16 protein-coding genes are annotated in these 18,505 nt (G+C 57.4%); 6 read left to right on the top strand and 10 right to left on the bottom strand.

All coding sequences use genetic code 11. The features are described from left to right. Positions 1 to 142: 142 nt before the first annotated feature. Together CKW16_RS16930 and CKW16_RS16925 are read right to left on the bottom strand one after the other, a co-directional pair. Positions 143 to 1,285 (bottom strand): glycerate kinase, encoded by a 1,143-nt coding sequence (locus CKW16_RS16930; protein ID WP_095129374.1) that lies wholly within the window; start codon positions 1,283 to 1,285, stop codon positions 143 to 145. A 272-nt stretch (positions 1,286 to 1,557) separates the two neighbouring features. Then, positions 1,558 to 2,688 (bottom strand): sugar diacid recognition domain-containing protein, encoded by a 1,131-nt coding sequence (locus tag CKW16_RS16925; protein WP_095129373.1) that lies wholly within the window; start codon positions 2,686 to 2,688, stop codon positions 1,558 to 1,560. A gap of 169 nt (positions 2,689 to 2,857) precedes the next feature. Here CKW16_RS16925 and CKW16_RS16920 point away from each other — a divergent pair, with 169 nt between their 5' ends. Then, a complete protein-coding gene (locus CKW16_RS16920) occupies positions 2,858 to 4,168 on the top strand; it encodes an MFS transporter (RefSeq protein WP_095129372.1) in 1,311 nt (436 codons plus the stop codon). A gap of 129 nt (positions 4,169 to 4,297) precedes the next feature. Here CKW16_RS16920 and CKW16_RS16915 read toward each other — a convergent pair whose 3' ends face one another. Beyond that, positions 4,298 to 4,660: a DUF6124 family protein gene (locus CKW16_RS16915; protein ID WP_095129371.1), complete on the bottom strand. Its 363-nt coding sequence runs from the start codon at positions 4,658 to 4,660 to the stop codon at positions 4,298 to 4,300. Positions 4,661 to 5,492: 832 nt separating this feature from the next. Then, the gene (locus CKW16_RS16910) at positions 5,493 to 7,130 is read right to left on the bottom strand and encodes a hypothetical protein (RefSeq protein WP_095129370.1); all 1,638 of its coding nucleotides are present in this window, start codon (positions 7,128 to 7,130) and stop codon (positions 5,493 to 5,495) included. A 263-nt stretch (positions 7,131 to 7,393) separates the two neighbouring features. Between CKW16_RS16910 and CKW16_RS16905 the strand changes: the two genes are divergently transcribed. Beyond that, a complete protein-coding gene (locus CKW16_RS16905; protein WP_095129369.1) occupies positions 7,394 to 8,407 on the top strand; it encodes an aldo/keto reductase in 1,014 nt (337 codons plus the stop codon). A gap of 129 nt (positions 8,408 to 8,536) precedes the next feature. Next, positions 8,537 to 9,424, top strand: coding sequence for an EamA family transporter RarD (gene rarD / locus CKW16_RS16900; protein ID WP_095129368.1), 888 nt, complete (start codon positions 8,537 to 8,539; stop codon positions 9,422 to 9,424). A gap of 63 nt (positions 9,425 to 9,487) precedes the next feature. Here rarD and hppD read toward each other — a convergent pair whose 3' ends face one another. Next, the gene (hppD, locus tag CKW16_RS16895) at positions 9,488 to 10,564 is read right to left on the bottom strand and encodes a 4-hydroxyphenylpyruvate dioxygenase (RefSeq protein ID WP_046047435.1); all 1,077 of its coding nucleotides are present in this window, start codon (positions 10,562 to 10,564) and stop codon (positions 9,488 to 9,490) included. Between the two features lie 252 nt (positions 10,565 to 10,816). After that, positions 10,817 to 11,761 (bottom strand): DMT family transporter, encoded by a 945-nt coding sequence (locus tag CKW16_RS16890; protein WP_095129367.1) that lies wholly within the window; start codon positions 11,759 to 11,761, stop codon positions 10,817 to 10,819. Between the two features lie 79 nt (positions 11,762 to 11,840). Here CKW16_RS16890 and CKW16_RS16885 point away from each other — a divergent pair, with 79 nt between their 5' ends. Together CKW16_RS16885 and CKW16_RS16880 are read left to right on the top strand one after the other, a co-directional pair. Beyond that, positions 11,841 to 12,713: a LysR family transcriptional regulator gene (locus CKW16_RS16885; RefSeq protein WP_095129366.1), complete on the top strand. Its 873-nt coding sequence runs from the start codon at positions 11,841 to 11,843 to the stop codon at positions 12,711 to 12,713. Positions 12,714 to 13,079: 366 nt separating this feature from the next. Further along, positions 13,080 to 13,442 carry a histone-like nucleoid-structuring protein, MvaT/MvaU family gene (locus CKW16_RS16880; RefSeq protein ID WP_008155126.1) on the top strand — a complete coding sequence of 121 codons (363 nt, stop codon included), beginning with the start codon at positions 13,080 to 13,082 and terminating at the stop codon, positions 13,440 to 13,442. 174 nt (positions 13,443 to 13,616) lie between these two features. On the opposite strand, the gene CKW16_RS16875 is transcribed toward CKW16_RS16880, so the two are convergent. Continuing rightward, a complete protein-coding gene (locus CKW16_RS16875) occupies positions 13,617 to 14,141 on the bottom strand; it encodes a DUF4946 domain-containing protein (RefSeq protein ID WP_095129365.1) in 525 nt (174 codons plus the stop codon). Between the two features lie 145 nt (positions 14,142 to 14,286). Between CKW16_RS16875 and gloA the strand changes: the two genes are divergently transcribed. Next, entirely contained in the window at positions 14,287 to 14,808 is a 522-nt protein-coding gene (gloA, locus tag CKW16_RS16870; protein WP_046054068.1) for a lactoylglutathione lyase, read from the top strand. Positions 14,809 to 14,994: 186 nt separating this feature from the next. Here gloA and ahpF read toward each other — a convergent pair whose 3' ends face one another. From ahpF to CKW16_RS16855, 3 genes are all read right to left on the bottom strand, one after another. After that, positions 14,995 to 16,557 (bottom strand): alkyl hydroperoxide reductase subunit F, encoded by a 1,563-nt coding sequence (ahpF, locus tag CKW16_RS16865; protein ID WP_095129364.1) that lies wholly within the window; start codon positions 16,555 to 16,557, stop codon positions 14,995 to 14,997. Between the two features lie 126 nt (positions 16,558 to 16,683). Next, positions 16,684 to 17,247, bottom strand: a complete 564-nt coding sequence (ahpC, locus tag CKW16_RS16860; protein ID WP_007975937.1) for an alkyl hydroperoxide reductase subunit C — start codon at positions 17,245 to 17,247, stop codon at positions 16,684 to 16,686. A 145-nt stretch (positions 17,248 to 17,392) separates the two neighbouring features. Further along, on the bottom strand, positions 17,393 to 18,337 hold the full coding sequence (locus CKW16_RS16855) for a site-specific integrase (RefSeq protein ID WP_095129363.1): 945 nt from the start codon (positions 18,335 to 18,337) through the stop codon (positions 17,393 to 17,395). Positions 18,338 to 18,505 lie beyond the last annotated feature (168 nt).

Genomic DNA, 18,505 nt, shown 5'->3' with positions numbered 1-18,505 from the left:
CGGCAGAAGACAAGGATTGATCAATCGAAGTATGCTTTTTCATGGACTCGCCCTCGCTGTCGTTGGCTGTTTAGACTGCCACCGTGGCGCATTGACGCCTCGGCGTGGGCGAGTCCATTCAATTACAGGTGATCGTACGGCTTCAGGCTTTACGAGCGGCCACCCGCCAAACCCGCGCGACATCACTCGCCCGCTCCCGCAACAACCGCGGTGCCTCGGCACACGCCTGCTCCAGCGTCATCGGTCCACTGGCCAAGGCGAACGCGGCATCGATGCCATGTTCGTACAACGCCTGATAACCCTCACCCAGCGTCCCGGCGAGGACGATCACCGGCACGCCGTGCTGCCGAGCAATACGTGCCACACCAAATGGCGTCTTGCCGCGCAGGGTTTGAGCGTCGAAACGACCTTCGCCGGTGATCACCAGGTCAGCGCCCTTGACCGCATCGTCCAGGCCGACCAGTTCGGCGACCACTTCGACCCCGGCCTTGAACTGCGCCCCCAGAAACGCCTTGGCAGCAAACCCCAGGCCGCCTGCTGCACCGCTACCCGGTTCGTCACGAACGTCTTTGTTCAGGACCTGAGCGCACCGCTCGGCAAAGTGCCCGAGTGCGCGATCCAGTTGCTGGACTTGCTCGGGTGATGCACCTTTTTGCGGGCCAAAAATCGCTGAGGCACCGTGAGGGCCGCACAGTGGATTGTTGACGTCGGCGGCGATGTCGAATCGCACCTCGGCCAGACGCGGATCGAATTCACTCAGATCAATGCGGGCCAGCTGTCCAAGCGCCAGACCACCCGGCGCCAGTGTTCGGCCGTGTGCGTCCAGCAGTTTGACGCCCAAGGCTTGCATCGCACCCGCCCCGCCGTCGTTGGTGGCGCTGCCGCCAATCGCCAGAATGACCCGTTGCGCCCCGGCATCGAGCGCCGCGCGGATCAATTCGCCGGTGCCGAACGTGCTGCTAAAGCACGCATCACGCTTGCCCGGCGGAACCAGTTGCAGGCCACTGGCCTCGGCCATTTCGATGATCGCGGTGTGGCTCTGAGGCAACCAGCCCCAGGCGGCCTCAACCGTCGCGCCGAGCGGCCCGCGGACTTGGGTGCTGCGCAGTTCGCCCTCGCACGCAGCCAGAATCGACTCGACAGTTCCCTCCCCGCCGTCAGCCATCGGGCATTTGACCAGGAGCGCATCGGGCCAAACCTGCGCCAACCCGAGAGCAATGGCATCAGCCACACCCTGAGCACTCAGGCTGTCCTTGAACGAATCGGGGGCGATGACGATTTTCATGCGAATTCTCCAGTTCCAATGCGTTCCATGCTGCCAGCAGGCAAGAACAATAACGCCGGTCCACTGCACAAGCCGGTGTGGCGTTTATTGTTCATTTCCACAAAACCTATCTGTCCCTACACATTCCTTGTAGCAGCTGCCGAGCAGCGCGAGGCTGCGTTCGGCGGCGCAGCCGTCGTAAATTCTGCAAGCACGGTTTACCTGATGCTCCGCGGCGCATGATTTCACGACTGCTGCGCAGCCGAACGCAGCCTCGCGCTGCTCGGCAGCTGCTACGGGGTGGTGTTCGGTGCGTCAGTCTGGGGAAGGAGCTGGACGCCGAGATAAAGCGCAAGCATCCCATCGAGTCTTAGCGGATCAACACCACTGAGCTCGGCAATCCGCTCCATCCGATAACGCAAACTGTTGCGATGAATGCCCAGCGCATCGGCACACGCCTGACTCTGCCCGTCGTGATCGCACCAACAGCGCAGGGTCGCCAGCAGTTGGCCGTTGCCATCCTTGGCGATGACTTTGCGCAGCGGTTTGAGCAGCTCGTCCAGCGCGTCGTCATTGCGGTGACGCCAGAGCATCACCGGCAACCGATAACGGTTGAGCGTCAGCAAGCGGGAGTGCGGCAACACCTCTCGCCCATAGGCCAGCAAGTCGCCGACGCGTCGATAGCAACGACGCAGCCCGGACAATCCATCCGCCTGCCCGCCTACGGCGATCCGCAGAATGTTCCAGCCGAGGCCGTCGAGTTTTTCCAGCAACCGGTCATTCTCGATTGCCTGCGCCGCCGGTCGGCACCAGAGCAACGACGACTTGGCCGAACTCACGCACCAACTGTCCGGGTAGCGCGAAGTCAACCAGGCGCTGAGCGCCTCGACGGTTTGCCCCGGACCGTGTTCCATCCCCAACTCGAACAGATACGGCACCCGCGTCATCTGCGGCTTGAGCCCAAGCTGTTGCGCTTCGTCGATCAGCCGCGGCGAATCCCCGGCCTCGCTGAGCAGCAATGCCAGCAGATCGTCGCAACGCTGGCGCCGCCATTGCTGTTCGGCCTGCTGATTACGTTGGCCGACCAGCATCTCGGCGGTCATCCGCACCAGTTCGGCGTAAGTGCGCAATTGCTCGGGTTCACCGGTGATGCCCAGCACGCCAATCAACCGTTGATCGAGTAACAGCGGCAAGTTGATGCCCGGCTGCACGCCTTTCAAATGAATTGCCGTTTGGGCGTCAATCTCCACCACTCGCCCGTTAGCCAGCACCAGTTGCGCGCCTTCATGGCGGGTGTTGACCCGCTCCGGTTCGCCGGAGCCGAGAATCAGCCCCTGGCTGTCCATGACGTTGACGTTGTACGGCAGGATGGCCATCGCCCGGTCGACGATGTCCTGGGCCAGGTCGTGATCGAGTTCGAACATAGCGGGGATCCTTGAAAGCGTGATGGAGCGGATTGTTCACCCGCACAGGCCTTGGTGGCAAACCCTGTGCTCAGGCACAAAGACAATGACCCAAGCGGTGGCCGAGACTCACCGGGCGGTCAACGTTACCCTTGCATCGCAAAAAATCATAATAAAGAGAGAGCCCGCCATGTCACAGAGTGCCGCCGCTACCCAGGCCATCGTTGACGAAAAAAACACCGTCTACAAACGCATTACCCTGCGTTTGATTCCCTTCATTTTCATCTGCTACCTGTTCAACTACCTTGACCGGGTGAACGTTGGATTTGCCAAGCTGCAGATGCTCGACGCACTGAAATTCAGCGAAACCGTGTACGGCCTCGGGGCCGGGATCTTCTTTATCGGCTACGTGCTGTGCGGCGTACCCAGCAACCTGGCCCTGACCAAATTCGGCCCGCGCCGCTGGATCGCGCTGATGATGATCGTCTGGGGCTCGCTCTCGACCTGTTTGCTGTTCGTCACCACGCCAACCGAGTTCTACACCCTGCGCCTGTTCACCGGCGCGGCTGAAGCCGGGTTTTTCCCGGGCGTGGTGCTTTACCTTTCGCAGTGGTTCCCGACCTTCCGCCGCGGCCGCATCATGGCGTTGTTCATGTCGGCGATCCCGGTGTCCGGCCTGCTCGGCAGCCCGTTCTCCGGCTGGATTCTCAACCACTTCGCCGCAGGCCAGGGCGGTTTGGCCGGCTGGCAGTGGATGTTCCTGCTGCAAGGCATTCCGACGGTGATCCTCGGCGCCCTTGCCTACTTCCTCCTCAGCGACAGTTACGCCAACGCCAAATGGCTCACGCCGTTCGAGCGCTCGGTGCTGGAAGCCGACCACGCCGAAGACCTGGCCAACAAACCGAAAACCACTACCGACTCGCTGCTGGCGGTGTTCAAGAACCCGGCGATCTGGGCCTTCGGTCTGATCTATTTCTGCATCCAGAGCGGCGTCTACGCGATCAACTTCTGGCTGCCGTCGATCATCAAGAACCTCGGTTTCAGCGATAACCTGGTGATTGGCTGGCTCAGTGCGATTCCGTACCTGCTGGCGGCGCTGTTCATGTTGATGGTCGGCCGCTCGGCGGACCTGCGCAAAGAACGCCGCTGGCATTTGGTGGTGCCAATGCTGATGGGCGCGGTCGGTTTGCTGATCGCTGTGAACTTTGCGACTACACCGGCCATTGCCATCCTCGGCCTGACCATCGCCACCATGGGCGCCCTCACCGGCCTGCCAATGTTCTGGCCGGTGCCGACTGCGCTGCTCAGCGCCGGCGCTGCGGCGGGTGGCTTGGCGTTGATCAACTCCATGGGGCAGATGGCCGGGTTCCTGAGTCCGTATCTGGTGGGTTGGGTCAAGGACAGCACCGGGTCGACCGATGCCGCGCTTTACCTGCTGGCGGGCGTGATTGTTTGCGGGAGTTTGCTGGCGTTGCGAATGACCCGTACGTTGCGGGTTTAACGCATCGATCGTTCCCACGCTCTGCGTGGGAATGCCTCAAGGGACGCTCCGCGTTCCAGCTCTGGAAAGGGACGCAGAGCGTCCCGGGCTGCATTCCCACGCAGAGCGTGGGAACGATCAGTGCGCCTGTCAGCATTGTGGATCGATGTTATCCAGCGCCCGATTCACCGCCAGTTCGCCCAGCATGATGATCTGCGCAATACCCAACAGCGAATTTCGACTCGCCCCCTCCATTTGATCCGCCAGATCCATGGTCATGACATTGGCCGAGGCCAGCGACTCGCAAGCATGACCCAGCAGGGTTTCGGTATCGAGTTCTGGGTTAACGATGAACATGGTGCCGGGTGTGCGCGGAGTGGCTTTGATGTGGGCAGCCAGCTTGAGGTAGTGATCGAGGGCGCGGTCGGCGGCTTCGTGGAGTTTTTTTGAATCGAGAGATTCGCACGGGGATGCCGGATCGGTGTCCGGTGGATTGGGCGTTACTTTGAACATCGATGAAACTCCTAATTGAACTAAAGGAGCCTTCACCCTCGCTACCAAACGAAAGGTGGTGGCCATACGCGGGTTGGTAGACCGGCAATTAGGACCCGGCGCTCCCGAAGGAGCCCTGCGCATGACCACCATAAAACAGAGGCCTAAAAGGCCTACAGAAGGTGGCGCTATGCGCCTAATTGCCGGGCTACCAAACCCGATCGCTGTTATTCAGCGACCGGCAAACGATAGAGCCCAGGCCCAAGGCGCACAAGCCGGCGGATTCTGGCGTAGTCGTAGGCAGCGGAGCAAGGATGTGTAGCCCGAATCAGTATCTGGAGATGTCGATTAAACAACTCAGTCATTGCCCACTTTTCAATTGATAGCAGAGACGGATAAATATGTATGTCCCTCTTTTCGTGGTCACTGCCGACGCCGCGCCAAAACCGGATAAATAGATCTGTCCCCTTAATTTTTTACCTCGCACCAGCGCCCGAGTTTTTCGCGCTCGGCATCAGATTATCAACGGGATGCTTAATGACCATTCTTTGAAGGTGGATACGGTGTGATCTGAAACGACAAAACCCGCCATTCCTGTGGAAAGGGATGGCAGGTTTTTTGGTGTTTGTGGGTTCGTCCTCAGTTCGGAATCCATCCCTCACCCTAACCCTCTCCCAGTGGGAAAGGGGACTGACCGTGCGTGGCTCAAGTTATGAAACACACCCAAAACCTGGGTTCCCCACGATTTTTTCAGGTCGGTGTAAATCGACCAAACAACTTGGGCCGGTAAATAAATGCGTCCCCTTTTCCTTCTTTATTTCTTTATTTCTTTATTTCTTTATTTTTTCAATCTTTATGCACTTGTTTTAAGACAAATGCTGTAGCCCGTCCCAGTGTTGAAGTCATACAACTCCCAAGTCGTTCCCCTATAGTGGAAAAGTTTGCCTAGACCAGGGGGGGATGATCGCGTCCCTGCATGAAGCGTGTATTGGATGTCGGCTGTATATTTAATCTGGAGTATCGGGAGGTCGATGGCTGAGATAGCAATCCCTGTCGCGTCGATCCACGCTTGGGCTTGATTTTTATCCAAGGGCTGGGTGTTGTACACAGCAAAAAAGACATTCGATACGTCTACGGGGAACATTTTTCGCTGACCACTCGCATCACTCACTACTACGGTAGTCGAGCCATTCCCTTCACTTCGGACCAACCCGGTGTCTTTGTCTACCGAGGCTACATTAGTGTCTGACACCTCAAAGATGTATGGAGGGACACCCCCCGAGACGCGTCGCTGGAAAGCAGTGCCACTTGGGTCCCGCCCGGTGGGTGTGAAGGCTAACGATGTCCCCCTGGCTGATATGTTCCTCCCTGATAAATAGAGTGGCGACGTATCCACAGTGAGTTCCGGCACCACCGTCACCTGCGCCGTAGCCGTTCTGGACGTGGCAATGACCGCGCCATTTCTGACCTGCTCATAGATCACCCTCACCACGCTGTCGGCAATGACCTTGCTGTTGGGTATGTCCCAAGAGAATTGCCCCGGCACCTGTGTAATTGGTAGAGTTTGTTCATGGGTGGCAACCTGACTGCCATTCACCAGAGCGGTGAACGTCAGGTGGATCTCATCCCCCACTTTCCAGATCGTATCGATCAGATGAATCAAGGCCCACAACGGCCCGCCGTTCAGCTTGGCGAGATCGACGATGGCCGGGTCGTCATTGTTCTCGGTCAGGATTTCTCGAAGTATTGGCATTGCCAGCGTTATACGATCGAGATGAACATCCGCATTAACAATATCCGACCAGGTCGGCGGCCCGTTCGGATTGGTCAAATTATCGACCACCCGAAACTTGAACGTAAAATCCGAATCATTCCCACCTTGTTCCAACACCTCCCGGGCAATCGGAATAACGACGGTTTGCGGTACCGCGGAGACTGGCGGTTCAACGTCAGGCACTAATTGATGCCTGACCACAACACCATTGCAATCGACAAAAATACGGTCGTACCACTGTGCGTTCTTGTAGGTCACGGTAACGGACACATCGTCCGCCTCATCGGCACCAATGCTTTCGTGACTGACTTTAATGGCCAATACCGGCGGAACATCACCCGGTGGGGAACTGCGGTAAAGCAGAATCAGGTCCCTGGTGAACTCTTCATTTTGGGAGAGGCGTTCGACACTAAATTTGATGTTGTTGCGGCCCCTGTGAAAACGTTCGGAGGGAATGGTCAGCGTTGTGTTCTCACTTTCCTTGCCTTTGGCGATGATCACTTCCCTTGCAAATTCATCGTTCAGGTAAAGCCTGATCCGGTCATTTTCTGCCTGCCCCACGTAGGCAAACAAAATCACACTAAAACCATCAACGGCGTTGACATGAGCAATGGAAGCACCGCCGTGCGCCACGGAGTCGGGGGGCACCAACTCGACCATTTTTGGCGCGTAAGGCGGTGTCAGCGCAAAGAGGTCAATCGTGTGTTCATTTTCCATCGCACTATCTCCAGGGGACATTGAGTTCACGGAACCGGAACCAGAATCTGCTGGAATGATGTAACGCGAAATTGTTAACGAGCGGCTACTGTCAAATCTGACAGTAGCGACGAGTGGTTACCCCGACCTTCATTCGAGGTGTTGAAGTGCCCGCCCGTTTCCGGGCAAAAGTGCTGCCAGACGCTTCGTCGATAAATCAGTTTGCCCCGCCCTACCGTTCTGGTATTTGATTGAGCCTTTCCCACCGGTAAAAGGATTTCGGCATGAGCTATCGCACACTGGGTCATTCGGGTTTACAAGTGTCGACCCTGACCCTGGGCACCATGATGTTCGGCGAACAGACCAGCACCGAAGATTCCCTGCGGATCATCGACAAGGCCTGGGACCAGGGCATCAATTTCATCGACACCGCGGACGTTTACACCAACGGCCGCTCGGAAGAGATCGTCGGCGAAGCGATTGCCGGTAACCGCCACGAATGGGTGCTGGCGACCAAGGTCGGCTTTGGCCCGGTGGACGGCGTGCCAAACCGCAGCGGCCTGAGCCGCAAGCACCTGTTCAATGGCATCGACGCCAGCCTGACGCGCCTGGGCACCGATTATCTCGACATCTATTACCTGCACCGCGAAGACCACAACACGCCGCTGGAAGTGACGGTGTCGGCCATCGGTGATTTGATCCGCCAGGGCAAGATTCGCTATTGGGGTTTGTCGAACTACCGTGGCTGGCGCATCGCTGAGGTGATTCGCGTGGCCGATCAACTGGGCGTCGACCGGCCGGTGATCAGTCAGCCGCTGTACAACATCGTCAACCGTCAGGCGGAAACCGAGCAGATCACCGCCGCGCAAAACTATGGCCTGGGTGTGGTGCCTTACAGTCCGCTGGCGCGTGGTGTGCTCAGCGGTAAATACGCGCCGGACGTGAAGCCGGATGCCAACAGCCGCGCCGGCCGCGCAGACAAACGCATTCTGGAAACCGAATGGCGCGTCGAATCATTGCGCATCGCTCAGCAGATCCAGCAGTACACCCAGGGTCGCGGCGTGGGCATCGTCGAATTCGCCATTGCCTGGGTGCTGAACAACAGCGCCGTGACTTCGGCCATCGTTGGGCCGCGGACCGAAGAACAATGGGATGCCTACACCAAGGCTCAAGCGGTGAAGATTACGGCTGAGGATGAGGCGTTTATTGATTCGTTGGTTGTGCCTGGGCATGCGTCGACGCCGGGGTTTAATGATGTGAGCCACTTTGTGTCGGGACGCAAATCACGCAGCAACTGAAAAAGCACAATCCACTGCTTGATCGTTCCCACGCTCTGCGTGGGAACGATCAGGTTCAGTTGATCAATATTCAGTTCGAAAACCACGTATCCTCCGCACCCGTTTCACGTTCAACTTCGCGAGGACAGTTTGTCTAAAGGTATCGCTCTATCGGTTTCAGCCTCGGTGCTGTTTGCCGTCATGTATTACTACACTTCGTTGCTCACGCCTTTGAGCGGCGTGGAAATCTTCGGTTGGCGGATGCTGCTGACCCTGCCATGCATGACCGTGTTCATGGTGGTCTCCGGTGAATGGAAGCGCGTGGTCGCCCTTTTTCGGCGGCTGGTGGGCCAACCAAAACTGCTCGCCGGCCTGATCCTTTCCGCGACGCTGCTTGGCCTGCAACTCTGGTTATTCATGTGGGCACCGCTCAACGGCTATAGCCTCGACGTGTCCCTGGGCTACTTCCTGTTGCCGCTGTCCATGGTGCTGACCGGGCGGTTTGCCTATGGCGAGCGACTGTCTTACCTGCAAAAGGTTGCCGTGTTTTTTGCGTCCCTCGGCGTGCTCAACGAGTTGTATCAGGTCGGCGGATTTTCCTGGGCGACCTTGCTGGTCGTCATCGGTTATCCGCTCTACTTCATCCTGCGCAAACGACTGGCGACCGACAACCTCGGCGGTTTGTGGATGGACATGGCCTTGATGTTGCCCGTGGCGTTCTGGTTCGTTCAGGGCGGTGATCAAGGTTTCGCCGTGTTCGATCAACACCCGTGGCTATCGCTGCTGATCCCGTTACTCGGGGTGATCAGTGCTTCGGCGCTGGTGGTTTACATCATCGCCAGCCGACTGCTGCCGTTCAGCCTGTTCGGGTTGTTGAGTTACGTCGAGCCGGTGCTGTTGCTCGGCGTCGCGTTGCTGCTGGGGGAAACCATCAAGCCCGGTGAATGGTTGACCTACATCCCGATCTGGTTGGCTGTTGTGGTGTTGGTGTTCGAAGGGTTCAAACATCTGGTCCGGCATCGACGGAAATCGATGTAGAACCGGCACGAAAAAGCCCGGCCAGCATTGCTGCTGACCGGGCTTTTTTACATCTGAAACGGCTTAGTCGGTGGAGAGCACACCACGACGAACCTGGTCGCGCTCAATGGATTCGAACAGCGCCTTGAAGTTGCCTTCGCCGAAACCATCGTCGCCTTTACGCTGGATGAATTCGAAGAACACCGGGCCCATCAGGGTTTCCGAGAAAATCTGCAACAGCAGACGCTTGTCGCCTGACTCGGACGAACCGTCCAGCAGAATGCCGCGCGATTGCAGTTGATCAACCGGCTCACCGTGGTTCGGCAAACGACCTTCGAGCATTTCGTAATAGGTTTCCGGCGGCGCGGTCATGAAGCGCATGCCGATGCTTTTCAGGTGATCCCAGGTCTTGATCAGGTCATCGGTCAGGAAGGCAACGTGTTGAATACCCTCGCCGTTGAACTGCATCAGGAACTCTTCGATCTGCCCGGCGCCCTTGGACGATTCTTCGTTCAGCGGGATTTTGATCATGCCGTCCGGGGCGGTCATGGCCTTGGAGGTCAGACCGGTGTATTCGCCCTTGATGTCGAAGTAACGGATCTCGCGGAAGTTGAACAGCTTCTCGTAGAAGTTGGCCCAGTAGGCCATGCGACCGCGATACACGTTGTGGGTCAGGTGGTCGATGATCTTCAGGCCAGCCCCGACCGGGTTGCGGTCAACGCCTTCGATGAACACGAAGTCGATGTCGTAGATCGAACTGCCTTCGCCGAAACGGTCGATCAGGTACAGCGGCGCGCCGCCGATGCCCTTGATCGCGGGCAGGTTCAGTTCCATCGGGCCGGTTTCGATGTGGATTGGCTGAGCGCCCAGTTCCTGAGCCCGGGCAAACGCCTGCTGGGCATTCTTGACGCGGAACGCCATGCCGCACACCGACGGACCGTGCTCGGCCGCGAAGTACGAAGCAACGCTGTGCGGTTCGTTGTTGAGGATCAGGTTGATCTGGCCCTGACGATACAGGTGCACGTCTTTGGAACGGTGGGTCGCGACCTTGGTGAAGCCCATGATCTCGAAGATCGGCTCCAGGGTGTTCGGGGTTGGCGATGCGAATTCGATGAATTCAAAGCCCATCAGGCCCATTGGGTTTTCGTATAAATCTGCCATGGTTGGCGCCTCATCATTTTCTTGTCAATTAACGGATCGTTAGTTGCTAGCAATGCTGAGACCGGCGGGTGGCGCGCAGGAGATGCCCCGCACGCTGCGGGCAAGGAAGTCACCGTAGATCAATTGAAACCCAAAACTCTTCATTGTCGACCCAAGGCTATTGCGGGCGAGGCTTCTGCTGCCAGAAGACGATTATTCTTATATGCGTAACCCGATTCTACACAGCGTAAATCGGTTTGTCCGCCTTCCGTATCAAATCCCCTTTTTCCCTGCTCGCGCAAGGGGTTTGTTGCACAGGAAAATCCCCGCGAGGATCAGCCCTCCTCCCAGGCACATCGCCAGGGTCAACTGCTCGCCTAACAGCAGCGCACCGAGGATCACCGCGGTCAGCGGGTTCAGGGCGATGAACACGCCTGAACGCGTCGCACCGATTTTTCGAATGCCGTCGTAATAGCCGATATAGGCCAGCGCCGAACCCAATACGCCCAGGTACATCAGGCTCAACCATTGCGTTGGTCCGAGGTTGGCGAGTGCAACCACACTCAACTCACCGCGAACAGCGCTGGTCACCCACAGCATCAGCGTGCCCAACAGAATCGAGTACGTCACCGTTTGCACCGGGCCTAGCGTCTGGTTCAGTTCTTTGGAGAACAGCGAATAAACGCCCCAGCCAAGCACGCAGCCGAAGATCAACAGATCGCCGATCCAGGCATCAGGATTGCTGGCCAATAGTTGTGGATTACGGCTGACAATCACCAGGCTCGCACCGGCAATACAGATCGCGATTCCGACGACTTTCGCTCGACTCAAGCGCTCCTTGAACAACAGCCACGACGCCAGCCCGATCACGGCCGGGTTCAACGCCACGATCAATGACGCCCGTGAGGCATTGATGTAGTGCAGCCCATAAAAGAAGCACAGGTTGTAGAAAAAGATCCCGAAAAAACCCAGCAACGCCAATTGCAACCATTGCCGGGGGCTGGGCCTTACGAGCGGCACGCGGGCCAGTAGCAGAAACACCAGCAACGCCACGCTGGCCAGCAAGAATCGCAGGCTGGCGGCAAACAAGGGGCTGAGGCTGTCGGCCAGAAACCGTCCGGCGACAAAGGTCCCGCCCCAGATCATGGTGACTGCCGCCAGTTTCAGATAAACCGGCACATCCGAAGGGTTGGACAGGCTCTGCTCATAGGTCGTCATAGGTTTCCAGAACGAGAAATCGGGGGAGATGACGTATCATTCGACTAATACCTCCTCATCGTAAAATGAGTAATCACTCATGACCCTTACCCAACTCGAGATCTTTTCTCTGGTCGCCGAGCTTCAAGGCTTTACCGCGGCAGCCAATCGCTTGGGGATTTCCCAATCCGCGGTCTCTCACGCCCTCAAGTCGCTGGAACAGGAATTGGGCGTCGAGCTGCTGCGCCGGCATCAGTCTAGGGTCGAACTCAGCGACATCGGCCAACAGCTTTTGCTGCGCGCCCGGGCGATGCTGGGCCTGGCCAACACCTTGCGCCAGGAAGCGGCCGATGCTCGCGGAATGAAACGCGGCACGTTGCGCATCGGCTCTTTCGGCCCGACCTCATCGATCAAACTGCTGCCGTTGATCCTGCAGCACTACCGCGCGGCTCACCCGGGCATCGAGGTCCACATTGACGAAGGCCCGGACCGGCAGGTGATCCAGTGGCTGGAGGAGCGTCGGATCGATATCGGCTTCGTGGTATTGCCGGAGGAGCGGTTCGACACCTTTGCACTGATCAAAGACCAGATGGTTGCGCTGCTGCCCGTCGATCATCCGCTGACCCGTCGCGACAGCCTGACCCTGAGCGATTTGTGTAACGACCCCTTTGTCTTGACTGAGGCCGGTTCGTCGGAACTGGTGTCGCGGCTGTTCAGTGCCGCCCGGCTGACACCGAACATCCGTTATCGCTGCTCGCAACTACTGAGCACGCTGGACACCGTTGGCCGAGGCGATGCGCTGACGGTCGTCGCCGAAAGCTCATTGCCCGATGATCGCGACGGTCGCTACGTAAAAAGACCGCTATCGCCAACGGTCACACGCCAGGTTGGTCTGGCGGTGCTCGACCAGCGCCAGTCATCACCCGCGACGCTGGCTTTTATCAAACTGGCCGAGCGTCTGAACTACCGCTAAGCGGCACACTTACCGAGGGCCTGTGGAGCAAAGTGATTATCTGACCGCCCACGGCGTGAACTTCTTGCAAGGTTATCTATTCGGCCGGCCAATGCCCGGCGCGGACTTCATTAACGCATTAAGTCACCATTAACTAGCGGCGCTCAGCGACGAGACAAGGAGATCGCGCCCCAATTTGAATCAAAAGACTACTGTTGTTACATGAAGAAAAAGACAGGATTTACTCTTGACCAATTAACTACTACAATTTTTCATGCCTGCGCTAGATTGGCAGGTGAGCCATTATCACCGGGTCGCTTCAAGGCTCTTGGCTTATAGCTTTGTTTGCGGTTGGTATCAGCCAAACACACTATTGGAGTAAAGATATTGTCCAGACTCGCTGAATTTCGTGCAGCTGAAAAGGCCCTTCAAGAGCAGCTCAAGCAGCTGGAAACCCTGAAGAATGATGCCGGGCTCAAGAAAGAAATCGAATTCGAAGAAAAGCTCCAGGGGCTGATGAAAACCTACGGCAAGAGCCTGCGCGACATCATCGCCATTCTCGATCCGAACCCGGCAAAATCCGGTCTGCAACAGGCAACGCCTAAAACCCGCCGCGCTCGCGTGGTCAAGGTTTATCAGAATCCGCACACCGGTGAACTGATTGAAACCAAGGGTGGCAACCACCGCGGCCTGAAAGCCTGGAAGGAACAATACGGTGCAGCTACCGTTGATTCCTGGCTGCGTGGCTAAGTACTCGCGGTGACAAAAAAGCCCTGCCAATGCAGGGCTTTTTCACGGACGCCTTCTAAATGCAACGATTGGCGTCGATCAACTCGCTACTTGCTGAATAACTTTGTGCTTAATCCGTTTGGGTATCTAAAAATTTCAGAATGCGCTGAAATCGGCAGCCATTGAAATCTTTAACTAAAGTTTCAAGCTGTTACGGGCCGCGTCTATTTCATCCTGACTTGCCTTATAAACCTCAGCCTGCCCCGCGTAGGAAAGAACATAGGCCTTATCGGAATCCACGGCGGCAACCAATGTTTGAGAGAGCACATGCCTTCCGTTCTGCGTGATCGTGCAGGTAGTTTCCAGCGCTGATAAACGGCTCAACGTCGTCGAGTGAATCTTGTTGCAGACACTTTGATAACCGCCTTGAAAGAAGTCCTTCTGCACCGACTTGCGCATCTCCAGCAACACGCCTTGCAGATTCACCTGATGACCACTTTCCACCTGAGTCATGGTCAATTCCATCACCATTACCGGCGTGCCGTCCTGATCGTTCTTCACCGCGCGCTGGCGGGAAACGTGGGTGTTGGCGTCATCTTGTGGGACAGCTTCGACCTCCCAGCCGTTGGGCCAGGTCATGATTGGCTCGTCTGCGTGAGCGCTGTTAACACCTGAAAGCACGCAGATCAGGACGACCATCGATTTACAGAAACGAATCATTGCAATGAACACTCACGGATTGAACCGTAAAGTCTGAGCCTCACCCGTCTGTCAGGCAATAGCCGACTGTTTGGGTTTGGCGATGTCCGAGCCCTTGCGTATCATTGTCGCCATTCGTTAGCCCCACTTATTTTCCGGAGGGCCCATGAGCCTGCACGAATTGAACACCTTCCCAGGCGTCACCGCCCAACCTGACACCGCCACCCAGAAGTTCGTCTTCAACCACACCATGCTGCGGGTCAAGGACATCACCAAGTCCCTGGATTTCTACACGCGCATTTTGGGTTTCTCGCTGGTGGAAAAACGCGATTTCCCGGAAGCCGAGTTCAGCCTTTACTTCCTGGCGCTGGTCGATAAAAACCAGATCCCGGCTGACGCCGCTGCTCGCACCGAGTGGATGAAGTCGATCCCCGGCATTCTCGAACTGACCCACAACCACGGCACCGAGAACGACGCGGATTTCGCTTACCACAACGGCAACACCGACCCGCGCGGTTTTGGTCACATCTGCATCTCGGTGCCGGATATCGTCGCTGCGTGCGAGCGCTTCGAAGCGCTGGGCTGCGATTTCCAGAAGCGCCTGAATGACGGCCGTATGAAGAGCCTGGCGTTCATCAAAGACCCGGATGCGTACTGGGTTGAGATCATCCAGCCTGCACCGCTTTAAGCCCGACACAGAAATGATCGTTCCCACGCTCTGCGTGGTAACGCCTCCTGTGACGCTCTGCGTCACGCTTTTGGGACGCAGAGCGTCCCGGGCTGCATTCCCACGCAGAGCGTGGGAACGATCAGTGTGAAGCACAAAAAAACCCCATGATTGCTCATGGGGTTTTTGTGTTTTCAGCGTCGGGTTTTATGCCGGGGCCGAAGTCCGGATCAGGTGATCGAATGCGCTCAGGGAGGCTTTGGCGCCCTCGCCCACCGCAATCACGATCTGCTTGTACGGCACGGTGGTCACGTCACCGGCAGCGAACACGCCCGGCATCGATGTCTCACCGCGAGCATCGACGATGATCTCACCGCGAGGCGACAACTCGATGGTGCCTTTGAGCCAGTCGGTGTTGGGCAGCAAGCCGATCTGCACGAAGATCCCTTCCAGCTCGACGTTACGCAACTCGTCCGACTGACGATCCTTGTAGCGCAGGCCGTTGACCTTCTGACCGTCCCCCAACACTTCAGTGGTTTGCGCACTGGTGATCACGGTGACGTTCGGCAGGCTGTGCAACTTGCGCTGCAAGACCGCATCGGCGCGCAGCTGCACATCGAACTCCAGCAGTGTTACGTGGGACACGATACCCGCCAGGTCGATGGCCGCTTCAACACCGGAGTTACCGCCGCCAATTACCGCCACACGCTTGCCTTTGAACAGCGGACCGTCGCAGTGCGGGCAGTACGCCACGCCTTTGTTGCGGTATTGCTGCTCGCCCGGAACGTTCATTTCACGCCACCGCGCACCGGTCGCCAGGATCACAGTCTTGGCTTTCAGGGTCGCGCCGCTGGCGAAGTGGACTTCGTGCAACTCGCCGTTCTTGCCCGGCACCAACTTGTCGGCGCGTTGCAGGTTCATGATATCGACGTCGTATTGCTTGACGTGCTCTTCCAGCGCCACGGCCAGTTTCGGCCCTTCGGTTTCCTGCACGGAGATGAAGTTCTCGATAGCCATGGTGTCGAGCACCTGCCCACCGAAACGCTCAGCTGCCACGCCGGTGCGAATGCCTTTACGGGCGGCGTAGATTGCAGCCGAAGCACCGGCCGGGCCACCACCGACGACCAGTACGTCGAAGGCTTCTTTGGCGCTGATCTTCTCGGCTTGACGTTCGATACCGCTGGTGTCGATCTTGGCAAGAATTTCTTCCAGGCCCATACGGCCCTGACCGAAGTTCACGCCGTTCAGGTAAACGCTTGGCACGGCCATGATCTGACGGTCATCGACTTCAGCCTGGAACAGCGCACCGTCAATGGCGACGTGGCGGATGTTCGGGTTCAGCACGGCCATCAGGTTCAATGCCTGGACTACGTCCGGGCAGTTTTGGCAGGACAGCGAGAAGTAAGTCTCGAAGCTGAACTCGCCTTTGAGCGAACGGATCTGTTCGATCACTTCAACACTGGCTTTCGAAGGGTGGCCGCCGACTTGCAGCAAGGCCAGCACCAAGGATGTGAATTCGTGGCCCATCGGGATGCCGGCGAAACGCAGGCTGATATCGGCACCCGGGCGGTTGATCGAGAACGATGGTTTACGCGCATCGTCACCGTTGTCGAGCAACGTAATCTGGTTGGAAAGACTGGCAACGTCTTTGAGTAATGCGAGCATTTCCTGGGATTTCGCACCGTCGTCGAGGGAGGCGATGATCTCGATCGGTTGGGTGACCCGTTCCAGGTACGATTTCAACTGGGCTTTAAGATTGGCGTCCAACATACGGGCGATTTCCTTTTTCAAAAGACATAAAAAAAACGCCCGAGCGAATCTCGCCCGGGCGTTTTTATTGGGCGGTTGCAGCTTACTTAGGTGCGGAAACCCGCCCTGATGATGCGATCCACAGACTTAGATCTTGCCGACCAGGTCCAGGGACGGAGCCAGAGTGGCCTCGCCTTCTTTCCACTTGGCTGGGCAAACCTGGCCTGGGTGAGCAGCGACGTACTGAGCAGCCTTGATTTTGCGCAGCAGCTCGGAAGCGTCACGGCCAACGCCGCCATCATTCAGTTCAACGATTTTGATCTGGCCTTCTGGGTTGATCACGAAGGTGCCACGGTCAGCCAGACCTGCTTCTTCGATCAGCACGTCGAAGTTGCGGGAGATGGCGTGGGTCGGGTCGCCTATCATGGTGTACTGGATTTTGCCGATGGCTGGCGAAGTGTTGTGCCAGGCAGCGTGGGCAAAGTGGGTATCGGTGGAAACGCTGTAGATCTCGACGCCCAGCTTCTGGAACGCGTCGTAGTTGTCAGCCAGGTCTTCCAGTTCGGTCGGGCAAACGAAGGTGAAGTCGGCAGGGTAGAAGAACACGACAGACCATTTGCCTTTCAGGTCAGCGTCCGACACTTTTACGAAGTCGCCATTTTTAAAGGCGTCAGCTTTGAACGGTTTAACTTGGCTGTTGATGATAGGCATCGATGACTCTCCGTCAGGGTTGAAAAGTTTGGTTGAGAAGTTGATGGAGTGAATCCTACCCACTCGATTGCCGGATGGCTCATTGGCAAAGCTCATGCTGCTCATTGGTTTTCGCTATTAGCCGAACGTATTAATAGAAGAAAACCTACTTAGCAGCACCAATGGTTTTTTCCGCGAGCGGTGTCATCCCGAGAAACGGGCTGGCTTCAACATAGCGCATGGCGGACTTCATATCCTTCCAGCCCACGTAACTCATCAACGACTTCAAGTCCCACCCGCTCTGATGCGCCCACGTGGCAAAGCCGCGCCGCAAGGAGTGGCTGGTGTAGTGCTCGGCCGGGATGCCGGCACGTTCCAGCGCCTGGCGCAGTAACGGGATTACGCTATTGGCGTGCAGCCCCTCCTCGCTCAGGTGGCCCCAACGGTCGATGCCTCGGAATACCGGCCCGCGAACCAACGCGGCTTCGGTGATCCAGTCGATGTACGCCTGCACCGGGCACAGGCGCTGCAACGCGGGCGTCTGGTAAGTCTTGCCGAGGTTTTCGCGGTCGCTCTTGGTTCGCGGCAAATAGAGCGTGATGCCTGAGCCGGCAGCCGCTTGCACGTGATCGATCTGTAGCCGGCACAACTCATCGCTACGAAAGCCGCGCCAGAAGCCCAACAGAATCAGCGCCCTGTCGCGCCTGGCCCGCAACAGAGCCGGTTGATCGTGTTCAGCTTTCGCGGTTTGCGCTTCTTGATCCAACCAGGCAACCACTTGCTCCAGATGCTGAAGTTGTAACGGCTCGGCCTGTTTTTCATGAGCCGGGTGCAGCGCGCGAATGCCCTTGAAGACCTTGCGCACCACTGGCGCCTTGGTGGGATCAGGAAAACCCTGACTGTTGTGCCATTGCGCCAGTGCTGACAAACGCAACTTCAAGGTATTGATCGACAACACACCCGCGTGAGCCACGAGGTAACGCGCGACGCTGTCACTGGTCGCCGGCAGGAAGCCGCCCCAACTGACTTCGAAATGCTCGATAGCCGCCCGGTAGCTGCGACGGGTGTTGTCGCGGGTGGCGGCTTGCAGGTAACGATCCAGCTCAGTCATCGGCTCAACTCTCTAAAACGTACCGCTTTGGCGGGTGAAAACGTGACGTAGCGCTCATCACACGGGGTAATACCAGTATATCCCGCATGAATACCCATCGTATTTTAACTTTTTCGTTAGCGTGGTACATTGTGTACTTAAGTGGCATGTACCACAGTACGAAATCGT

This window comes from Pseudomonas sp. Irchel s3h14 (assembly GCF_900187425.1).
Taxonomy (GTDB): Bacteria; Pseudomonadota; Gammaproteobacteria; order Pseudomonadales; family Pseudomonadaceae; genus Aquipseudomonas.
Note: the sequence above shows the minus strand (reverse complement) of the source record. Positions and strands in the feature narration are given on the sequence as shown.

Bases quoted from the DNA above. Each gene is read 5' to 3' on its own strand.
- CKW16_RS16930 (WP_095129374.1), bottom strand. From the start codon at position 1,285: ATGAAAATCGTCATCGCCCCCGATTCGTTCAAGGACAGCCTGAGTGCT.
- CKW16_RS16925 (WP_095129373.1), bottom strand. From the start codon at position 2,688: ATGTTCGAACTCGATCACGACCTGGCCCAGGACATCGTCGACCGGGCG.
- CKW16_RS16920 (WP_095129372.1), top strand. From the start codon at position 2,858: ATGTCACAGAGTGCCGCCGCTACCCAGGCCATCGTTGACGAAAAAAAC.
- CKW16_RS16915 (WP_095129371.1), bottom strand. From the start codon at position 4,660: ATGTTCAAAGTAACGCCCAATCCACCGGACACCGATCCGGCATCCCCG.
- CKW16_RS16910 (WP_095129370.1), bottom strand. From the start codon at position 7,130: ATGGAAAATGAACACACGATTGACCTCTTTGCGCTGACACCGCCTTAC.
- CKW16_RS16905 (WP_095129369.1), top strand. From the start codon at position 7,394: ATGAGCTATCGCACACTGGGTCATTCGGGTTTACAAGTGTCGACCCTG.
- hppD (WP_046047435.1), bottom strand. From the start codon at position 10,564: ATGGCAGATTTATACGAAAACCCAATGGGCCTGATGGGCTTTGAATTC.
- CKW16_RS16890 (WP_095129367.1), bottom strand. From the start codon at position 11,761: ATGACGACCTATGAGCAGAGCCTGTCCAACCCTTCGGATGTGCCGGTT.
- CKW16_RS16885 (WP_095129366.1), top strand. From the start codon at position 11,841: ATGACCCTTACCCAACTCGAGATCTTTTCTCTGGTCGCCGAGCTTCAA.
- CKW16_RS16875 (WP_095129365.1), bottom strand. From the start codon at position 14,141: ATGATTCGTTTCTGTAAATCGATGGTCGTCCTGATCTGCGTGCTTTCA.
- gloA (WP_046054068.1), top strand. From the start codon at position 14,287: ATGAGCCTGCACGAATTGAACACCTTCCCAGGCGTCACCGCCCAACCT.
- ahpF (WP_095129364.1), bottom strand. From the start codon at position 16,557: ATGTTGGACGCCAATCTTAAAGCCCAGTTGAAATCGTACCTGGAACGG.
- ahpC (WP_007975937.1), bottom strand. From the start codon at position 17,247: ATGCCTATCATCAACAGCCAAGTTAAACCGTTCAAAGCTGACGCCTTT.
- CKW16_RS16855 (WP_095129363.1), bottom strand. From the start codon at position 18,337: ATGACTGAGCTGGATCGTTACCTGCAAGCCGCCACCCGCGACAACACC.